15 protein-coding genes are annotated in these 18,530 nt (G+C 74.2%); 4 read left to right on the top strand and 11 right to left on the bottom strand.

The features are described from left to right. Positions 1–8 precede the first annotated feature (8 nt). The 3 genes from AB0L25_RS07285 to leuA form a co-directional block, all read right to left on the bottom strand. Entirely contained in the window at positions 9–1,373 is a 1,365-nt protein-coding gene (locus AB0L25_RS07285; RefSeq protein WP_500169552.1) for an ABC transporter substrate-binding protein, read from the bottom strand. 201 nt (positions 1,374–1,574) lie between these two features. Continuing rightward, positions 1,575–2,585 carry a LacI family DNA-binding transcriptional regulator gene (locus tag AB0L25_RS07280; protein WP_500169550.1) on the bottom strand — a complete coding sequence of 337 codons (1,011 nt, stop codon included), beginning with the start codon at positions 2,583–2,585 and terminating at the stop codon, positions 1,575–1,577. Between the two features lie 34 nt (positions 2,586–2,619). After that, positions 2,620–4,332, bottom strand: coding sequence for a 2-isopropylmalate synthase (gene leuA / locus AB0L25_RS07275; RefSeq protein WP_500169548.1), 1,713 nt, complete (start codon positions 4,330–4,332; stop codon positions 2,620–2,622). A gap of 297 nt (positions 4,333–4,629) precedes the next feature. Here leuA and AB0L25_RS07270 point away from each other — a divergent pair, with 297 nt between their 5' ends. Beyond that, a complete protein-coding gene (locus AB0L25_RS07270) occupies positions 4,630–5,439 on the top strand; it encodes a hypothetical protein (protein ID WP_500169546.1) in 810 nt (269 codons plus the stop codon). Between the two features lie 6 nt (positions 5,440–5,445). Here the strand turns inward: AB0L25_RS07270 and era are convergent, their stop codons facing one another. From era to AB0L25_RS07255, 3 genes are read right to left on the bottom strand one after another with little or no spacing between them, the layout of a single operon-like run. Continuing rightward, the gene (gene era / locus AB0L25_RS07265) at positions 5,446–6,381 is read right to left on the bottom strand and encodes a GTPase Era (protein WP_500169544.1); all 936 of its coding nucleotides are present in this window, start codon (positions 6,379–6,381) and stop codon (positions 5,446–5,448) included. Between the two features lie 45 nt (positions 6,382–6,426). Then, on the bottom strand, positions 6,427–10,014 hold the full coding sequence (locus AB0L25_RS07260) for an ATP-binding protein (RefSeq protein WP_500169542.1): 3,588 nt from the start codon (positions 10,012–10,014) through the stop codon (positions 6,427–6,429). Positions 10,015–10,061: 47 nt separating this feature from the next. Beyond that, a complete protein-coding gene (locus AB0L25_RS07255) occupies positions 10,062–12,200 on the bottom strand; it encodes an MMPL family transporter (protein WP_500169541.1) in 2,139 nt (712 codons plus the stop codon). 140 nt (positions 12,201–12,340) lie between these two features. On the opposite strand from AB0L25_RS07255, the gene AB0L25_RS07250 reads away from it, so the two are divergent. Beyond that, entirely contained in the window at positions 12,341–12,673 is a 333-nt protein-coding gene (locus AB0L25_RS07250; protein ID WP_500169539.1) for a cytidine deaminase-like protein, read from the top strand. Positions 12,674–12,683: 10 nt separating this feature from the next. On the opposite strand, the gene AB0L25_RS07245 is transcribed toward AB0L25_RS07250, so the two are convergent. From AB0L25_RS07245 to AB0L25_RS07230, 4 genes are all read right to left on the bottom strand, one after another. Then, positions 12,684–14,021 carry a hemolysin family protein gene (locus AB0L25_RS07245; protein ID WP_500169537.1) on the bottom strand — a complete coding sequence of 446 codons (1,338 nt, stop codon included), beginning with the start codon at positions 14,019–14,021 and terminating at the stop codon, positions 12,684–12,686. Further along, a complete protein-coding gene (gene ybeY / locus AB0L25_RS07240) occupies positions 14,018–14,497 on the bottom strand; it encodes an rRNA maturation RNase YbeY (RefSeq protein ID WP_500169535.1) in 480 nt (159 codons plus the stop codon). Before ybeY ends, AB0L25_RS07245 begins: the two co-directional genes overlap by 4 nt. After that, on the bottom strand, positions 14,494–15,549 hold the full coding sequence (locus AB0L25_RS07235; RefSeq protein WP_500169533.1) for a PhoH family protein: 1,056 nt from the start codon (positions 15,547–15,549) through the stop codon (positions 14,494–14,496). Before AB0L25_RS07235 ends, ybeY begins: the two co-directional genes overlap by 4 nt. Before the next feature lie 202 nt (positions 15,550–15,751). After that, on the bottom strand, positions 15,752–16,096 hold the full coding sequence (locus tag AB0L25_RS07230) for a histidine triad nucleotide-binding protein (protein ID WP_500169532.1): 345 nt from the start codon (positions 16,094–16,096) through the stop codon (positions 15,752–15,754). A 297-nt stretch (positions 16,097–16,393) separates the two neighbouring features. Between AB0L25_RS07230 and AB0L25_RS07225 the strand changes: the two genes are divergently transcribed. Then, on the top strand, positions 16,394–16,981 hold the full coding sequence (locus tag AB0L25_RS07225) for a SigE family RNA polymerase sigma factor (protein ID WP_378296833.1): 588 nt from the start codon (positions 16,394–16,396) through the stop codon (positions 16,979–16,981). Further along, the gene (locus AB0L25_RS07220; protein WP_500169530.1) at positions 16,978–17,697 is read left to right on the top strand and encodes a hypothetical protein; all 720 of its coding nucleotides are present in this window, start codon (positions 16,978–16,980) and stop codon (positions 17,695–17,697) included. The genes AB0L25_RS07225 and AB0L25_RS07220 overlap by 4 nt, the downstream gene beginning before the upstream one ends. Before the next feature lie 24 nt (positions 17,698–17,721). Here the strand turns inward: AB0L25_RS07220 and AB0L25_RS07215 are convergent, their stop codons facing one another. Beyond that, positions 17,722–18,453: a 16S rRNA (uracil(1498)-N(3))-methyltransferase gene (locus tag AB0L25_RS07215; RefSeq protein WP_500169528.1), complete on the bottom strand. Its 732-nt coding sequence runs from the start codon at positions 18,451–18,453 to the stop codon at positions 17,722–17,724. Positions 18,454–18,530: the final 77 nt, after the last annotated feature.

The following is an 18,530-nucleotide window of genomic DNA, read 5'->3' as shown; positions in this document are numbered from 1 at the left end:
GTCCGGCGTCAGCTCGCCGACCGTGCGAGGACGGCGTCGGCCTTCTCCCGCGCGTCCGCGAGCAGGTCGTCGATGTTCGCGTCACGCCTGGTCAGCACGGCGGACACGACCGAGTCGAGGATCGCGTAGAGCTTCTGCGCGTGCGGCGGCTCCAGCTTCGCCGGGACGGACGCGTAGGCGTCCTCGTAGGCCTTGAAGTTCTCGACCGGCAGGTTCGCGGACGCGGCCCGCAGCTCCCGGTCCTTCTGCCCCACGGCGCCGTCGCCGAACAGCTTCGGCTGCGGCAGCCCGACCGGACGTTCGTTGCCTGCGGCCCGCGCGTAGTTCAGCTGGCCCTGCCCGGGGGTGATCGCGTAGTACTCGAGCCACATCAGCCCGGCCTTGATCTGCTCGGGGGTCGCGTCGGGGCTGAACATGTAGCCGTCCCCGCCCAGCAGCGTGCCCTGCCCGCCCGGGATCGGCGCCATCCCGTAGTCCTTGTAGTCGCCGCCGAACTGGTCGACGAGCGCGGTCGCGTTGTCGGGCGCGCCGAGGAACATGCCGAGTTCGCCGGCGGCCATCATGCGCTGCACGTCGGCGGCCACGAGCAGCTGCTTGCTGCCCATGGAGTCGTCCGTCCAGCGCATGTCCTTGAGGGTCTGCAGGACGGCCTTGCCCTGCGGGCCGTTGAACGCCGACTTCTTGCCGTCCGGCGTCACCATGCTGCCGCCCTGGCTGTACAGGGACGTGGTGAAGTGCCAGCCGCCCTGGTTCTGCGAGCTGAGCTCGGCGAACCCGACGACGCCGTCCCCGAGGTCGCTGATCTTCTTCGCGGCGGCCCGGACCTCGGGCCACGTCCGCGGCGGCGCGTCCGGGTCCAGCCCGGCCTTCTCGAACAGGGCGCGGTTGTAGAACAGGCCCATCGTGTAGTTCTGCCGCGGCAGCCCGTACACCTTGTCGCCGTCCTTGAAGACCCGCTGCACCGCCGGGTCGAGGCTCTTGTAGTTCTCGACCTGGCCGAGGTACGGCGTGATGTCGGCGGCCTGGCCCTTGGCGATGATGCCGTTGACGTCGGTGAAGTAGACGTAGAAGAGGTCCTCCATCTGCCCGCCCGCCAGTTTCGCCTGGAAGGTGTTCGGGTCGAGGCAGGGGAAGGCGTCCTTGCCGACGACCTTGATGTTGGGGTGGAGCTTCTGGAACGCGGCGACGTCCTCGTTCCACTCCTTGCGCTGCGCCGCCTGGCTCTTGGCCGGCATGCAGCCGACCGTGATCGTCACCTCGGTGTCGGCGCTCAGCGGCGAGGTGTCCGCACCGCCCGAGCCGTCCCCGCCGCAGCCGGCGAGGACGGACGTGACGGCCGCGGCGAGCAGGGCGGCGAGGATCCGGGATCTCATGGGGGTTCCCTCCTGGGCCGTGGGGGTCGGCCAATTGCGAGGAACATACAGAGACCTACATCACAATGCAATAGATGAATGAACATACGCAAAAAACCAACAACAGGCGCCTGAGCTGGCGTAATCGGCTGTAAACGCGCGCAAGCCCGCCGCGCGCGATGCGCGGCGGGCCGGAGAGCGGAAGCGGGGAGCGGGCGCGCGTCAGGCCGCGGGACTGGGCGCGGTCGAGGCGCGGACCACCAGCTCGGGCTCGAACAGCAGTTCCTCGGCGGTGACGGACCCGCCGTCGACCTGGTTGACCAGCAGCGTCACGGCGGCGCGGCCGATGGACTCGATGGGCTGCCGGACGGTCGTCAGCGGCGGGTCGACGCAGTTCATGAACGCCGAGTCGTCGTAGCCGACGACCGAGACGTCGCCGGGCACGGACATGCCGAGGCGGCGGACGGCGCGGATGACGCCGAGGGCGAGCGGGTCGCTGGCGCAGATCACGCCGGTGACGCCGTCGCGGATGAGGCGCCCCGCCACCGCCTGGCCGCCCTCGAGGGAGAACATCGCACGGCGGACGCGGGAGTCGGGCAGGTCGACGCCGGCGCGCGCGGCGGCGGCGCGGACCGCGGCGAGCTTGCGGCGGCACGGGACGTGGTCCTCGGGGCCGAGGACGACGCCGATGCGCTCGTGGCCGAGGGACAGCAGGTGGCCGAACGCCTGCTCGGCGGCGACGGCGTCGTCGGTGGACACCTGCGGGAAGTCGAGCCCGCCGGCGGCCGCGTTGACCAGGACGACCGGCAGCCGCACGTCCAGCAGCCGGTGGTAGTGGTCGTGGGCGGCGTCGGCCTCGGCGTAGAGGCCGCCCGCGAAGATCACCCCGGACGCCTGCTGCTGCAGCAGCATCTCGACGTAGTCGGCCTCCGACAGGCCGCCGGGGGTGAGGGTGCACAGGACGGGCGTGAACCCGCGCTGGGCGAGCGCGCCCCCGACGACCTCGGCCAGGGCCGGGAAGATCGGGTTGCCGAGTTCGGGCAGGACCAGCCCGACCAGGCGGGCGCGCTCGCCGCGCAGCTGCGTGGGGCGCTCGTAGCCGAGGACGTCGAGGGCGGTCAGCACCGCCGCGCGGGTCGCGTCGGACACGCCGGGCTTGTCGTTGAGGACCCGGCTGACCGTGGCCTCGCTGACCCCGACCTTCTTGGCGACCTCCGCCAGTCGACGTGCCATGCACGCAACTATAGAGCGCCCGGGCGCAAACCGCTTACTTCGCTTGCAGGCGGGCGACGCGGTTGACGGCCGACAGCATCGCCTTGAGGGAGGCGGTGACGATGTTGCCGTCGATGCCGACGCCCCACACCGTGCTGCCGTTCACGTCGCACTCGACGTAGGCGGCGGCGCGCGCGTCGCCGCCCGCGCTCATCGCGTGCTCGGCGTAGTCCAGGACGCGGACGTCGATCCCGACGGTCGACAGGGCGTCCTCGAACGCCGACACCGGGCCGTTGCCGAGTCCCTCGATCTCGCGGATCTCGCCGTCGACGCGGACGTCGCAGCTGAGGGCGTCCTTCTCGTCGACGCGGGACGTGGCGCGGTGCGCCAGCAGCCCGACGCGGGGCCCGTTGGACAGAAACTCGGCCTCGAAGATCTCCCACATGCGGGCGGGGTCGACCTCGCCGCCCTCGCTGTCGGTGTGCTCCTGCACGACCCGGGAGAACTCGATCTGGAGGCGCCGCGGCAGCTCCAGCGAGTGCTCGGTCTTCATGATGTAGGCGACGCCGCCCTTGCCGGACTGGCTGTTGACCCGGATGACGGCCTCGTAGGTGCGGCCGACGTCGTGCGGGTCGATCGGCAGGTACGGGACCTCCCACCGGTACTCGTCGACGGGCGTCCCGGCGGCCTCCGCGTCGCGCCGCAGGTGCTCGAAGCCCTTGTTGATGGCGTCCTGGTGGGAGCCGGAGAACGCGGTGTAGACGAGGTCGCCGCCGTACGGGTGCCGCTCGTGGACGGGCAGCTGGTTGCAGTACTCGACGGTGCGGCGGATCTCGTCGATGTCGGAGAAGTCGATCTGCGGGTCGATCCCCTGGGTGAACATGTTCAGCCCCAGGGTGACCAGGCAGACGTTGCCGGTGCGCTCGCCGTTGCCGAACAGGCAGCCCTCGATGCGGTCGGCGCCCGCCATGTAGCCGAGCTCGGCGGCGGCGACCGCGGTGCCGCGGTCGTTGTGCGGGTGCAGCGACAGGATGACCGAGTCGCGGTACGCCAGGTTCCGGCTCATCCACTCGATCTGGTCGGCGTACACGTTCGGCGTGGCCATCTCGACGGTCGCCGGCAGGTTGACGATGACCTTCCGGTCCGGGGTCGGCTTCCACACGTCGTTGACGGCGTTGCAGACCTCGACGGCGTACTCCAGCTCGGTGCCGGTGAACGACTCCGGCGAGTACTGGAAGAAGATCTCGGTGTCGCCCATGTCCTCGGCGAGCTTGGCGCACAGCTTCGCGCCCTCGACGGCGATGGCGGTGATGCCGTCGCGGTCCTGCCCGAACACCACGCGGCGCTGCAGCGTGCTGGTCGAGTTGTACAGGTGGACGATCGCCTGCTTCGCGCCCCGCACCGCCTCGAACGTCCGCTCGATCAGTTCGGGACGGGCCTGCGTCAGCACCTGGATCACGACGTCGTCGGGGATGCGGCCCTCGTCGATGATCTGCCGGACGAAGTCGTAGTCGGTCTGGCTCGCCGCCGGGAACCCGACCTCGATCTCCTTGTAGCCCATCCGGACGAGCAGCTCGAACATCCGCAGCTTGCGGTGGGCGTCCATCGGGTCGATCAGCGCCTGGTTGCCGTCCCGCAGGTCGACGGCGCACCAGCGCGGGGCCTGCGTGATGACGGCGTCCGGCCAGGTGCGGTCCGTCAGCTTGATCGGGGTGAAGGGGCGGTAGCGCTCGAAGGGCATACCGGAGGGCTGCTGTGCCGGGTACATGCGGTGGGATCTCCCTGCTCGAACCTCTTGCGGCCGACGTCCACGTCAGAGTCCCGCAGCGAGGGAGCCGACCTGGTTACAGGCCCCCGCTGCGGCCGCTAAGAAGGAGCAGCGCACCAGACACGCCCGCCAAACTAACAGATGACATCCGTGCTCCGGAAACCGGCGTCCGCATGTTGAGACGATCGATGCATGACGAGACGTCCGGGGGTCTCTTCCGTCACGAGAACGTCATCGGCCGTACGGGACATTCCCGCCCGTCCGCGACCCGGCGGTTCCTCCCCTTACGCTGGGGCCATGACCGGTGACCTGGGTTCCGACGCGGGCGGCGCGCGGGCGCGCCCGCAGTTCCTGCCGCCCGACGACGGTCTTCCGCCGCCCGGTCCCGAGGACGCCGTCCCGGAGCCGCAGCCCGAGCCCGCGCCGGACGAACCGCGGCGCGGCGGCCTCGGCTGGAGCATCGCGCTGATCACCGCGGCGGCGGCGCTGCTGGTGTCGGCGTTCCTGCCGTGGGCGCGCGCCTCCGTCGTCGTCGACCTGTTCGGCAGCGCGATCTCCCGGGAGGTCGCCACGGCGGCGGGCATCGACGCCGACGACGTGGTGCTGTCGGTCCCGGTGTTCGCGGTGGTCGCGATCGTCATGGCCTGCTGGGATCTGCTCGCCCGCGACACCCGCATCACCGGCCTCGCGGCCGTCCCCGGCGTCCTGTCGCTGCTGGCGTGCCTGCTGTTCCTGCTCCGGCTCGACGACGCCCGCGACGACCTGCCCACCGGCGGCCTGGACGTCGGCTACGAGATCAGCGTGCTGTACGGCTGGTACGTGGCGGTCGCGGCGGCGCTGCTGGTCACCGGGTTCAGCCTGGCGCGCCCGATCACCGCGCGGCTGGGCGGGCGCGGCCGTCCAGCCCCGTACCCGCCGACGGAGGCGTACCCGCCGGACCAGTACGCGCAGGACCAGTACGCGCAAGATCAGTACTACGCGCAGTACGGGAACGGCCAGTACGCGGGCGACCCGAACGCGGTCTGGCCGCAGCAGAGCGGGTGGGAGCGGGCGGACGAGTCCGCACCGGGCGGCGAGGCGGCGGAACGCCGCGACGACCGGCCGTAGGGCCCGTCAGTCGTAGAAGCCGAGGCGGCGGAGCTGCTTGGGGTCGCGCTGCCAGTCCTTGAGGACGCTGACCCGCAGGTCGAGGTAGATCTTCGTGCCGAGCAGCGCCTCGATCTGCCGCCGGGCGGCCGCGCCGACCTCGCGCAGCCGGGCGCCGCGGTGCCCGATGATGATGCCCTTCTGGCTGGGCCGCTCGACGAACAGGTGCGCGTAGACGTCGACGAGATCGTCCCGTCCCTCGCGGGGCGCCATCTCGTCGACCACGACGGCGATCGAGTGCGGCAGCTCGTCCCGGACGCCTTCGAGCGCGGCCTCCCGGATCAGTTCGCCGATCATCACCTGTTCGGGCTCGTCGGTGAGGTCGCCCTCCGGGTACAGCGGCATGCCCTCCGGCAGCCGCGAGATCAGCAGCTCGCCGACCAGGTCGACCTGGAAGCCGTTCTCCGCCGAGCAGGGGACGATGTCGGCGAACTCCCCGAGCCGTCCCACGGCGAGGAGCTGCTCCGCGACCTGCTCGGGCGCGGCGAGGTCGGTCTTGGTGACGATCGCCACGATCGGGGTCTTCTTCACCCCGGCGAGTTCGCGGGCGATGTACTTGTCGCCCGGCCCCACGGGCTGGTCGGCGGGCACGCAGAACCCGATGACGTCGACCTCGGTGAGGGTGGAGCGGACGAGGCTGTCGAGCCGCTCGCCGAGCAGCGTCCGCGGCTTGTGCAGGCCCGGCGTGTCGACCACGACGAGCTGCCCGTCCGGCCGGTGCACGATGCCCCGGATCGCCCGCCGCGTCGTCTGCGGGCGGCTGCTGGTGATCGCCACCTTGGTGCCGACGAGCGCGTTCATCAGCGTCGACTTGCCCACGTTCGGCCGTCCGATGAAGCAGGCGAAGCCCGCCCGGAAGCCCTCGGGCGGCGGCGCGGTCGTCAGATCTCCCGTCGATGTCACCCTTCGATTGTCCCCCACCTGCGGCGGGCCCCGTCCCGTCGCCCGTCAGGCGGAGGCCGCGGCGTCGCCGAGCGCGGCCAGGGCCTCCCGGGCCAGCCGGGAGAAGAGCGGCGCGCCGAGGGTGTCGGCGGCGCGGGCGGCCCGGCGGTAGTGCGCGGCGGCGACCGGGGCGGGACGCCCGAGGTACCGGGCGAGGTCGCCGAGGACGTGCGCGACCGGCCCGATCGTCGCGAAGGTGGTGCAGCCGCCGGCGAAGTGCCCCTCGTACGGCAGCAGGTCGGCGTACGCCCGCTCGGCGACGTCCCGCTGGTCCAGGACGATCGCGCGGTGGGCGCGGATCGCCGTGGCGAGGTCGTAGAAGTAGTCGGGGCGGATGGGGCCCGCCGCGGCGACGGCGGCGCGGGCGTCCGCGACGCGGCCGGCGTCGGCCAGCGCGAGCGCGTGGATGTCGGCGGTGGCGGCGACGTGGGACCACCGCCGCGACAGCCAGGCCGCCTGCTCCAGCAGCTCGCCCGGCCGCCCCTGGACGAGCCGCAGGCAGAACGCGCCGAACCCGACGATGCCGTCCTCGCTGCTCCAGATCCCGGTGCGGCCGATGTCCGCGCTGACCTGCGCGTACGCCCGTTCGGCGGCGTCGAAGCGCGACGCGAGAACGTGCACGAGCCCGGCGTACCAGCTCGCGATCTGCGCGAGCAGCGGCAGCCCGTACTGGTCCGCGAGGCGCCGCCCCTCCTCCAGGTGCGCGGCCGCCGCGGTCAGGTCGAGCGCGGCGACGGACGTCTGCTGCAGCTGCAGGTGCGCGAGGACGCGGTACGCGGCGAGGCCGTGCTCCTCGGCGAGGTCGAGCAGTTCGCGGGCGAGCCGCTGCCGCAGCGCGAGGTCGCCGGCGCTCCGGTAGCCGTTGATGTAGCGGCCGTTGAGCGCGACGGCGAGCAGGTCGGGACGGCCGAGGGCGCGGGCCAGCGCGACCGCCTCGTCGGCCGCGGTGACGCCGCGGTCGTCGAACTCGCCCTCCAGTTCGATCGCCAGGCTGGTCAGCAGCCGGACGCGCAGTTCGTCCTCGCCGTCCGGGAGCCGGCGCAGGGCGTCCTCGGCGGCGTCGATGATCTCCCGGTCGAGGGTGCCGTACTCGCGGCTCGTCCACAGCGTGGGCACGTCGAAGGCGGTGATGACACGGGCCAGCAGCCGGACGTCGCCGAGCGCGCGGGCGTCGGCGATGGCTTGCAGGCGCCGGTCGCGGGCCTGCATGACGTCGCCGGACAGGCCGCAGGCGCGGATGGCCGCGACCTCCGCCTCGAGCCGGTCGCGGGCGGCGTCCGGGCCCCGCGCGCGCAGCGTCTCGGCGGCGCGGACCCACAGGTCGGCGGCCGGGCCGTGCGCGAACCGGGCCTCGGCGGCCGCCGCGGCGAGCCGCGCGTAGCGGACGGCCCGGTCCGGTTCGGCGCCCGACTCCAGGTAGTGGTGCGCGATCGCCGCGACCTCGGCGGGGCGGTGCCGTTCCAGCGCGGCGGCGACCCGGCCGTGCAGCCGGGTGCGGCGGGCCCGCGACAGCCCGTCGTAGAGGGTGTCGCGGACGAGCGCGTGCACGAACCGCAGCCGTCCGGGCGCGGGTTCGGTGACCAGCCCGGCGGCGAGGGCGGCCTCGACGGCGTCGATGACGGTCTCCTCGTCGCCGTGCGCGCCGGCGGCCAGGTCGGCGAGGACGGCGAGGTCGGCGTCGCGGCCGACGACGGCGGCGTCGCGCAGCACGTGCCGGGCGGGCTCGGGGAGGCGCGCGATGCGGCGGCGGAGGACGTCCCCCACCCCGGCGGGCACGCGGCGGACGGCGGCGGGCAGGCCCTCGGCGTCCAGCAGCCGGGCCGTCTCGCGGACGAAGAAGGGGTTGCCGCCGGTCCGTTCGGCGATGTCGGCCAGTTCGGCGTCGGCGACGCCGGTCGCGCACGTCGCGCGGACGAGTTCGGCGACCTCGGCGGGGGCGAGCCCGCCGAGGTCGATGCGCAGCGGCTCGCGGCGGGCGAGGGCGGCGAGCGCGGCGGCGAGCCGCTCGGGCGCCTCGGTGCGGCGGAACGTCGCGGCGAGCAGGACGCGCCGTCCGCGGAGCCGTTCGGCGAGCCGCACCAGCAGCGCGAGCGTCTCGTCGTCGGCCCAGTGCAGGTCCTCCAGGACGAGCAGCAGCGGGGCACGCGCGGCGATCCCGGCGAGGTAGTCGCCGACGGCGAGGTGCAGCCGAAACCGCTCGGTGGTGACGTCCGCGCCCCCGCCCCCGGCGGACGCGGTCCGGACGGCGGCACCTCCGGGGTCCCTGGTGGCGGCGTGCCCGGGGTACGGGCGCTCGACGCCGGGCGCGACGCCGGGAGCGGCGGAACCCGCGATGCCGTGACCCGCAGCCGCGGGATCGGCGGAGGCGTCCCCCGTGGCGGCGTGGGCGGGGCCGGGAGCGGCGGGTCCGGCGTCACCGCGCCCGGCGGGCGGGGTCTCGGGGGCGGGGGCGGTGTCGTCGAGGAGGGGGGCGAGGCGGGCGGCCAGGGCGGTGTCCGGGGGTGCGGCGGCGGCGAGGTCGCGCAGCAGTTCCGCCCACGGCCAGGCGGCGGGCGCCCCGCCGGTCTCCTGCGCGCGGCCCCACGCGCACGTCCAGCCGCGGTCGCCGAGCCGCCGAGCGAACCGTTCGGCGAGGGCCGTCTTGCCCATGCCCGCGTCGCCGCCGACGAGGACCACGCCGCCCCGGTCGGCGGCGCCGTCCAGCAGCGCCAGCTCGCTCGCCCGGCCGACGAACGCCGCCTGCGGCTCCGGCCGCGCGACCGGAGCGGGGGGCGGCCGCAGGGGGACGGGACGGTCCGCGACCGGTGGTTCGCCCAGCTCGGGGGCCTGCGCGAGGATGTCGGCCTCCAGGCCGCGCAGCGCGGGGCCGGGGTCGACGCCGAGTTCCTCGCCGAGCGTGGCGCGGGCCCGGCGGAGCGCGGCGAGCGCGTCCCCCTGCCGTCCCGCCCGGTACAGGGCGAGCGCCAGCAGCCGCCACGCCTCCTCGCGCAGCGGGTTCGCGGCGGCGTGCTCCTCCAGGTCGGGGACGGCCTCGGCGGCGCCCCCGAGCCCGAGCAGGGCCTCGGCGCGGCGCTCGACGGCGAGCCGGCGGCGCTCGTCCAGCCGGGCGGCCTCGGCGGCGGCCCACGGCAGGTCGGCGAACTCGGCGTAGGCGGGGCCGCCCCAGCGGGCGAGGGCGTCGTCGGCGCGGCGGCGGGCGGCGGCGGGGTCGCCCGCGGCGAGCAGCGCGCCCGCCTCGTCGACGAGCGCGTCGAACCGCCACGCGTCCACGTTGCCGTCCGGGAGCCGCAGCGCGTAGCCGGGCGGCGCGGTGACCAGGACGCGGGCGGGCGTGCGGGGCGGGCGGCGCGGCTCCAGGGCGCGGCGCAGGTGCGAGACGAACGACTGCAGGCCCGCGCCCGCGCGGGGCGGGGCCGTCCCGGCCCACAGGTCCTCGACCAGCGTGTCGGCCGGGACCATCCGGCCGTGCGCGGCGGCGAGCCGGGCCAGCACCGACCGGCGGCGGCGCCCGCCGAGGTCGGCGGGCGCGCCGTCCACCGTCGCGCCGAAGGCGCCGAGCACGCTGACGACGGGCGCGTCCACAACAGTCGACATGTCCCGATCAGCCTAAACCGGGACATGCCGACCGCCGTGATCGCCTCCTAGGTGCGGCTGGGCTCCCTGGCCGGAGGCTCGGCGCCCGCCGCGGCGGGCACGGCGCCGCCGTGCAGGTCGACGTTCGGCAGGACCCGGCCGAGCGGCCCCGGCAGCCACCAGTTGCCGCGGCCGAGCAGCGCCATCGTCGCCGGGACCAGGACGAGCCGGACGATCGTCGCGTCGAGCGCGACGGCGACCGCGAGACCCACGCCCATCTGCTTGATCACCAGGCCGGGGTCGGCGGCGAACCCGAGGAACACCGTGACCATGATCAGCGCCGCGCTGGTGATCACCCGGCCGGTCGCCGCGAGGCCCGCCGACACCGAGCCGCGTGCGTCCCCGGTCCGCAGCCACTCCTCCCGGACGCGCGACAGCAGGAACACCTCGTAGTCCATCGACACGCCGAACAGCACCGCGAACATCAATAGGAGGATGAAGCTCGACACCGGGACGCTGTGCGGCAGGCCGAGCAGTTCCGCGCCCCACCCCCACTGGAACACGGCGGTGAGCACGCCGTACGCGGCGGCGATCGACAGCAGGTTCATGGCGGCGGCCTTCAGCGGCGCCAGGATCGACCGGAAGACGATCACCAGCATGACGAACGAGGTCGCCACGACCACGCCGATCACCGGCCACAGCCGTTCGGACAGCACCCGCGACAGGTCCACGTAGGCGGCCGTCATGCCGGTGACCTCCGCGCCCGGCGGCAGGACGTCCGCGCGGATCCCGTCGACGAGCGGCGTGACGCGCTCGTCCTGCGGCCCGTACTCGGGCGTCACGACGATCACCGCCGCGTCGCGGGCGTCCGACAGCCGGGGCGGCGCGACGGACGCGACGCCCTCGGTGGCGGCGAGCCGGTCGCGCAGGCCCGGCAGCGCCGCCGGGTCCGTCTCGGTCAGGTCCACGGCCACCATCAGCGGGCCGTTCGCGCCGGGGCCGTACGCCTCGGCGACCAGGTCGTACGCCTGCCGGACGGTGTTGGACGTCGGCTCGCTGCCCGCGTCGCTCGGCCACGTCCGCATGCCGAGCGCCGGGGCGGCCAGCGTGAGCATCAGCACCAGCCCCGCCAGCAGCCACGGCCACGGACGGCGGCCCACGTGCAGCGCCCAGCGGCGGATGCGCGGCGAGTCGGTCGCGGGCGCCGCGCCGGACGCGCGGTCGCGGCGGCGCAGCACCCGGTGTCCGGCCAGCCCGAGCACCGCGGGCAGCAGCGTGACCGCGCTCGCCACCGTCGCCGCCACCACCAGCCCCGTCGCGAACCCCATCGTCATGAACACCGGGATCCGCGAGACCACCAGCCCGCACAGCGCCAGCAGCACCGTGGACCCGGCGAAGAGCACCGACTGCCCGGCGGTGGCGATGGCGCGCCCCACCGACTCGGGCACGTCCAGCCCGGCGGCGAGGCCCTCGCGGTGCCGGGTGAGGATGAACAGCGCGTAGTCGATGCCGACGCCGAGGCCCACCATCATCGCGAGCGTCGGCGCGGTCGTCGCCACGTTCGTCACGGCCGCCAGCAGCGTGATCCCCGACACGCCCACGCCCAGACCGGCGAGCGCGACCACCAGCGGCAGCCCCGCCGCGACCACCGACCCGAACGCCAGCAGGAGGATCACCAGGGCGGCCACCACTCCGACCGCCTCCGCCACCCCGCCGGGCGCGGTGATGTTCTCGGGCACCTGGCCGCCGAACTCCACCCGGTAGCCGGCGTCCTCGAGGTTCCCGGTCGCGTCGCGGAGCGCGTCGAGCGTCGGCGCGGTCTCCAGGTCGGTCACCGGCACCGAGTACCGGACGGTGATCAGCGCCGTGCGTCCGTCCGGGCTGGGCTGCGGCGGGTCGACGGCGCTGACGTGCGGCAGCCCGCGCAGCCCGCCGCCCGCGGCGGCGAGCGCGGCCGGGTCGACGCGGCCGTCCCGGGCGTGCACGACGACGCGGGCGTCGGCGCCCGACAGCGCCGGGAACCGGTCCCGCAGCAGCTCGGTGGCCTGCTGCGACCCGGTCCCCTCGAGGGTGTAGTCGTCCTGCAGCGCACCCCCGCCGGCCGCCGCGGCCCCTCCCACCGCGGCGACGAGCGCCAGCCACACGACGACGAACCGCCACGGGCGCAGGGCGGCGGCCCTGCCCAGGCGGTACAGCAGACGGGACATCACGTTCCCCCAGAGATCCGGATTCGAGACTCCGAGGGTGCCGCGCCCCGCTTGGCGCCCACTTGGCGCCGACTTGCCGCCCGCCCCACCCGCTCGCAGCGGTTGATGAGCGTCGCGGCGCGTCCCGTACGATCGGGGACGTGAGCGAGCTGAACGCCGAGGACGCGAAGATCATCACCCTGGCGCGGTCGTCCCGGGCCCGCACCGGGGCCGCCGAGGGCGCCGCCGTGCGCGACGAGACGGGACGCACCTACGCGGCGACGAGCGTGAACCTGCCGTCGCTGCGGCTCTCGGCGCTCAAGGTCGCGGTCGCGATGGCGGTGTCCAGCGGCGCCGAGGACCTCGAGGCCGCCGCCGTCGTCACCGCCGCCGACGCGCCCGACCCGTCCGACGTCACCGCCGTCCGCGACCTCGGCCCGAAGGCGCCCGTCCTGGTCGCCGGGCCCGACGGGACCCTCCGCGCCACCCTCTGACCGGCGCCGGTCAGCCGTCCCCGCCCGCGCGGGTGTCGAGGCGGCGGACGACGACGGTGCCGATCCGGTTGCGGCGGCCCGCGATCGTCTCCGCCTTCAGCGACAGGACGGCCCCGCCCGGGACGTCGTCGTCATCGTCGTCCGGGCCGCGCGGCGCGGAGCCGACCTCCGCCGTCGAGCCCTCGATCGGGACCCGGCCGAGGGCGTGCGCCAGCAGCCCGCCGACCGTGTCGACGTCCTCGGCGTCGATCTCGACGTCGAACAGCTCGGCGAGGTCGTCCACCGGCAGCCGGGCCGTGACGCGGGCGGTGCCGCCGTCCAGCCAGGTCACCGGCGGGATCTCCCGGTCGTACTCGTCGGTGATCTCCCCGACGATCTCCTCCAGGATGTCCTCGATCGTGACGAGCCCCGCGGTGCCGCCGTACTCGTCGATGACGATCGCGACATGGATCCGGCGGGCCTGCATCTCCCGCAGCAGCTCGTCGATCGGCTTGCTGTCGGGCACGAACGTCGCCGGGCGCATCACCGAGTCGACCGTCTCGACCGACTCGGCCTCGTGGTGCTCGTGGCTGCGGCGCACGACGTCCTTGAGGTAGGCGATGCCGACGACGTCGTCCTCGTTCTCGCCGACGACCGGGATGCGGGAGAAGCCGCTGCGCAGCGCCAGCGACATCGCCCGCCGCAGCGTCTTGTCCCGCTCGATGAACACGATGTCGGTGCGCGGCACCATCACCTCGCGGACGAGCGTGTCGCCGAGCTCGAACACCGAGTGGATCATCTCGCGCTCGTCCGGCTCGATGAGGCTGCGCTGCTCGGCCAGGTCGACCAGGTCGCGCAGCTCCGCCTCGGACGCGAACGGGCCCTCGCGGAACCCCTTGCCGGGCGTGAGCGCGTTGCCGAGCAGGATCAGCAGCCGCGGCAGCGGCCCGAACACCCGGGTCACCGGGTGCAGGACGGCCGCGCCCGCGAGCGCGATCCGGTCGGCGTGCTGGATGCCGAGGGTGCGGGGCGCGACCCCGACCGCCACGTAGCTCACCACGATCATGAACGCGGCGGCGACGACGTAGGCGGGCCACGTCTCGTCCAGCCACGAGATGCACAGGTCCGCGACGATCACGGTGGCGACCAGCTCGCAGCCGATGCGCAGCAGCAGCACCATGTTCACGTAGCGGGCCGGGTCGGCGACGACCTCCGCGAGCTTCTTCGAGCCGCGCCGCCGCTCCTTGGCGAACTCCTCGACGGTCACCCGGGAGACGCGCGCGAGCGCCGTCTCGGTGCTGGCCAGCAGGCCCGCGAGAACCACCAGCAGGGCCGCCAGCCCCGCCAGCCACGCCTGCGCCGTGGTCACCGCCGGCCGCGTTTCTCCCGCCAGGAGGTGAGCAGCTCGGCCTGCAGGCCGAACATCTCCTTGTGCTCCTCCGGCTCGGCGTGGTCGTACCCGAGGAGGTGCAGGATGCCGTGCGTGCACAGCAGTTCCAGCTCGTCCTCGGTGCTGTGCCCGGCGGTGCGGGCCTGCCGCTCGGCGACCGACGGGCACAGGACGACGTCGCCGAGCAGGCCCGGGTCGAGCTCGTCGTCCTCGTCGGCGCCGCCCGACAGGTGCCCGGGGCGCAGCTCGTCCATCGGGAACGACAGCACGTCGGTGGGGCCGGGCTCGTCCATCCACTTGACGTGCAGCTCGGTCATCGCGTCCTCGTCGACCAGCAGGACCGACAGCTCCGCGAGCGGATGCACGCGGAGCCCGTCCAGCACGTGCCGGGACAGCTCGGCGAGGCCGTTCTCGTCGACCGTCGCGCCCGACTCGTTCAGCACCTCGATGCTCACCGGGAACCCCGCTTGCGACCGGGCCCGCCGCCGCGCGCCGCGTCCTTCTTGAACTCGGGCACCCGCGACTCGTCGTACCGGTTGTAGGCGTCCACGATGTCGGTGACCAGCTTGTGCCGGACGACGTCCTGGCTGGTCAGCCGGGAGAAGTGGATGTCCTCGACGTCCTGGAGGATGTCCTGGACGACGCGCAGCCCGCTCTGCGTCCCGTTCGGCAGGTCGACCTGCGTGACGTCGCCGGTCACCACGACCTTGGAGCCGAACCCGAGCCGGGTGAGGAACATCTTCATCTGCTCGGGCGAGGTGTTCTGCGCCTCGTCCAGGATGATGAAGGAGTCGTTCAGGCTGCGGCCCCGCATGTACGCCAGGGGCGCGACCTCGATGGTGCCGGCGGCCATCAGCCGGGGGATCGAGTCGGGGTCGACCATGTCGTGCAGCGCGTCGTACAGCGGCCGCAGGTACGGGTCGATCTTCTCGTAGAGCGTGCCGGGCAGGAACCCGAGCCGCTCCCCCGCCTCGACCGCCGGGCGCGTCAGGATGATGCGGTTGACCTGCTTCTCCTGCAGCGCGCGGACGGCCTTGGCCATCGCCAGGTACGTCTTGCCGGTGCCCGCCGGTCCGATGCCGAACACGATCGTGTGCTTGTCGATCGCGTCGACGTACCGCTTCTGGTTGAGCGTCTTCGGGCGGATCGTCCGGCCCCGGCCGGACAGCACGTTCAGGTTGAGCACCTCGGCCGGACGGGCGTCGCCCTCGCCGCGCAGCATCGCGAGGCTGCGCTCGACCGCGTCGGGGGTGAGCTGGGTGCCGCCCTTGAGCATCTCGAGCATCTCGGTGAAGAGGCGGGAGACCAGGCCGGTGTCCGTCTCGGACCCGGTCGCGGTGATCTCGTTGCCGCGGACGTGGATGTCGATGCCGTCGCCGAACGCGCGCTCGACCGCGTGGAGCAACTCGTCCCGGGAGCCCAGCAGGCTCACCATCGAATGGTCGTCCGGCACCACGATCTTGATCTGGGCGCGGCCGTCGCGCCCCGTGTGAGTTGATTCGACCATCAGCCGGGCCTTGCGGCCTCTCAGACCTGCCTTCTGTCTGCTCCGGGTGTGCAAGGTGTGTCGGTTCCATGGTACCGACCGCCCTCGCCGGTGCGCCGCCGTATTTCCGCTCGCCCCGGCGCGTCCGCGGCCCGCGAAACGGCGCGCCCCGCCCGGCCCGGCCGGCTCCGCCGGGCCCGTGCAGATCGTCCTCGGCCGGGCGTCAGCCGGGCGGCCAGTTCAGGCCGCGGCCGCCCAGAACGTGCGCGTGCACGTGGAAGACGGTCTGCCCGGCCTGCGCCCCGGTGTTGAACACGATCCGGTACCCGGTGTCGGAGATGCCCTCGTCGACGGCTACCTGGTGCGCCTCGCGGAGCACCTCGGCGAGCAGCTCGGCGTCGGCCGCGGCCAGCTCGCCCACCGTCGGGTGGTGGTCCTTCGGGATGACCAGGACGTGCGTGGGCGCCTGCGGGTTGATGTCGCGGAACGCGACGGCCCGGTCCGACGAGCGGACCATCTTCGCCGGCACGTCCCCGGACACGATCTTGCAGAACAGGCAGTCGGTCATCTGTCTCCCCTCCCGCGGCGGCGACCGCGATCGGAATCCTATCGAGACCCGCGCGGGCGTGGTCCGCGGCGCCCCCGCCGATAAGGTTTTCCGGAATCGATCTCCGGTTGTCGAGCCGTTTCCGACCGGCCACTGGTTAAGGTTGTCAATTCAAGGCGTACCCCCCGGTTCGCAGGCATGCGGCACGCCCTCGGTTCGGTCGGGAACGCCCGATTCATGCCGCTCTCGCGGTGGCCGACCGAAAGGACGGCCGGGGACGGCAAAGGCGGCGGATAGGTGACCGAGGCAGACCAGAAGATGCCCTTTCGTAAACCGGACGAGGAGGGCGGGCGTCCCACAGACGTGACCGAGACCCTCGTGGCCAGGGGCACGGCCGGGGCCGTTGCCGTCGCCTGGGACGCCGACCAGGCGGTGACCGCCCTCTACAGCGCCAACTACCGCTCGCTGGTGCGGCTCGCCGCGATGCTCGTGCGGGACGCGGGGACGGCCGAAGAAGTCGTCCAGGACGCGTTCGTCGCGATGCACGGCGGCTGGCGGCGCCTCCGGGACCCCGACAAGGCGCTGTCGTACCTGCGGCAGTCGGTGGTGAACCGGTCCCGATCGGTGCTGCGCCACCGCGCCGTCGTCGAGAAGTACGCCCCCAAGGGGCTTCCCGACGCGCCCAGCGCGGAGGCCGGGGCCATCGGGGAGCTGGAGCGCTCGGCGGTCGTCGACGCGCTCTCCCGGCTCCCACCCCGCCAGCGGGAGGCGCTCGTCCTGCGCTACTACGGTGATCTCTCGGAAGCCGAGATCGCCAACGCCATGGGGATCTCCCGCGGCGCGGTCAAGAGTCATACCGCACGCGGCATGACCGCCCTACGCAACGTCCTGGAGCAGTTCTCATGACCACCGACCCCCACGACGACCACGGCGAGATCCTTCGCCGGGTTCTGAACGCGGAGGCGGAATCGGTCATCCCCTCCGACGACGGCCTGGACCGCATCCGGGCCCGGATCGCGGCCGAAGGCGGGCGCCGCCGGGGGTTTCTCGGCCGGTTCGCGCCCGCCCGGTTCGGGCCGGCCGGCCTCACCGTGGGCTGGGCGCGTCCCGTGCTCGCCGTCGCCGCGGCCGTCGCGATCGCCGGGTTCGGCGTCACGGCGGGACCGCAGACGATCGACCTGATCCAGCACACCGTCACCGGCGACGGCCCGTCCGGCGGCGGAGGCGACGACAGCGACGGCGACCGCACCGGCGCGAACCCGCCGCCCGTCGTCCCCGGGGACCCGTCCTCCCCCGCGCCGACGACGTCCGCCACGCCCAGCACGTCCGAGGAGGCCGGGGCGCCGTCGTCGTCGCCCGGGCTGTCGTCGTGCGTCATCCCGCGCGGCGGCGGTGCGGACGCGACCGGCACGCCCTCGCCGGGCACGACGCCGACGCCCGGCGCGCCCAGCGGGACGCCGTGCCCGGGCGGCCAGACGCCGTCCACGTCGCCAACCGACCCGCCCTCGTCGACGCCCACCTCGCCCGACCCCTCGCCGGAGCCGAGCGACCAGCAGACGCCGACGCCCAGCGACACCCCGTCGACCACGAAGCAGCAGGACGCCGGGCAGGCCGGTCCCTGACCGGGACGGCCGCCCGGCGGCCCCTCACCAGCGGCCGGTGGCGGCCTGCAGCACGGCGGCCGCCGCGACCCCGGCCGTCGAGGTGCGCAGCACCGTCGGGCCGAGCCGCACCGGACGTCCCCCGGCCGCGCCGAACGCGGCCAGCTCGTCCTCGGCGATCCCGCCCTCGGGCCCGACCACCAGGACGACCTCCCCCGACGCGGGCGGACGGACGCCGCTGAGCGGCTCGGCGGCCCCCTCGTGCAGGACGAGCGCCGCGGACGCGTCCGCGAGCCGCCGCGCGACGTCGGCGGTCGACGCGAGGTCGGGCACGTGCGGCAGGCGGCTCCGCCGGGCCTGCTTGCCGGCCTCCCGGGCGGCGTTCCGCCAGCGGCCCAGGGCCTTCTCGCGGCGCTCGGGACGCCACTGGGTGACGCACCGCGCGGCGGCCCACGGGACGATCTCGTCCACGCCCGCCTCGGTCATCGTCTCCACCGCCAGTTCGCCCCGGTCGCCCTTCGGCAGCGCCTGCACGACGACCAGGCGCGGTTCCGGCGGCGGCTCGCGGTGCCGGGCCGCGACCTCCAGCGTGAGGGACGCCCGGTCGGCCGCCGTGACGACGCACTCCGCGAGCAGCCCTTCCCCGTCGGTGAGGTCGACGCGCTCACCGGGCCGCAGCCGCCGCACGGTCGCGGCGTGCCGCCCCTCGGGGCCGTCCAGGACGACGCGGTCGCGTTCCAGCGCGGCCGTCCCGGCGAGGAACACCGGCGGACTCATCGCTCTCCCCCAACGTCACCGGACCCCGGGGACGCGGCCGCGTCCCCGGGGTCCTCATCGGCACCGTCACGGCCCTC

Source organism: Spirillospora sp. NPDC052242 (genome assembly GCF_040679555.1).
Lineage (GTDB): Bacteria > Actinomycetota > Actinomycetes > Streptosporangiales > Streptosporangiaceae > Spirillospora.
Note: the sequence above shows the minus strand (reverse complement) of the source record. Positions and strands in the feature narration are given on the sequence as shown.

Coding starts and splice junctions, on each gene's coding strand:
- AB0L25_RS07255 (WP_500169541.1), bottom strand. CDS start 12,200: ATGTCCCGTCTGCTGTACCGCCTGGGCAGGGCCGCCGCCCTGCGCCCG.
- AB0L25_RS07285 (WP_500169552.1), bottom strand. CDS start 1,373: ATGAGATCCCGGATCCTCGCCGCCCTGCTCGCCGCGGCCGTCACGTCC.
- AB0L25_RS07260 (WP_500169542.1), bottom strand. CDS start 10,014: ATGTCGACTGTTGTGGACGCGCCCGTCGTCAGCGTGCTCGGCGCCTTC.
- AB0L25_RS07280 (WP_500169550.1), bottom strand. CDS start 2,585: ATGGCACGTCGACTGGCGGAGGTCGCCAAGAAGGTCGGGGTCAGCGAG.
- AB0L25_RS07235 (WP_500169533.1), bottom strand. CDS start 15,549: ATGGTCGAATCAACTCACACGGGGCGCGACGGCCGCGCCCAGATCAAG.
- AB0L25_RS07225 (WP_378296833.1), top strand. CDS start 16,394: ATGCCCTTTCGTAAACCGGACGAGGAGGGCGGGCGTCCCACAGACGTG.
- AB0L25_RS07270 (WP_500169546.1), top strand. CDS start 4,630: ATGACCGGTGACCTGGGTTCCGACGCGGGCGGCGCGCGGGCGCGCCCG.
- AB0L25_RS07215 (WP_500169528.1), bottom strand. CDS start 18,453: ATGAGTCCGCCGGTGTTCCTCGCCGGGACGGCCGCGCTGGAACGCGAC.
- AB0L25_RS07230 (WP_500169532.1), bottom strand. CDS start 16,096: ATGACCGACTGCCTGTTCTGCAAGATCGTGTCCGGGGACGTGCCGGCG.
- leuA (WP_500169548.1), bottom strand. CDS start 4,332: ATGTACCCGGCACAGCAGCCCTCCGGTATGCCCTTCGAGCGCTACCGC.
- AB0L25_RS07220 (WP_500169530.1), top strand. CDS start 16,978: ATGACCACCGACCCCCACGACGACCACGGCGAGATCCTTCGCCGGGTT.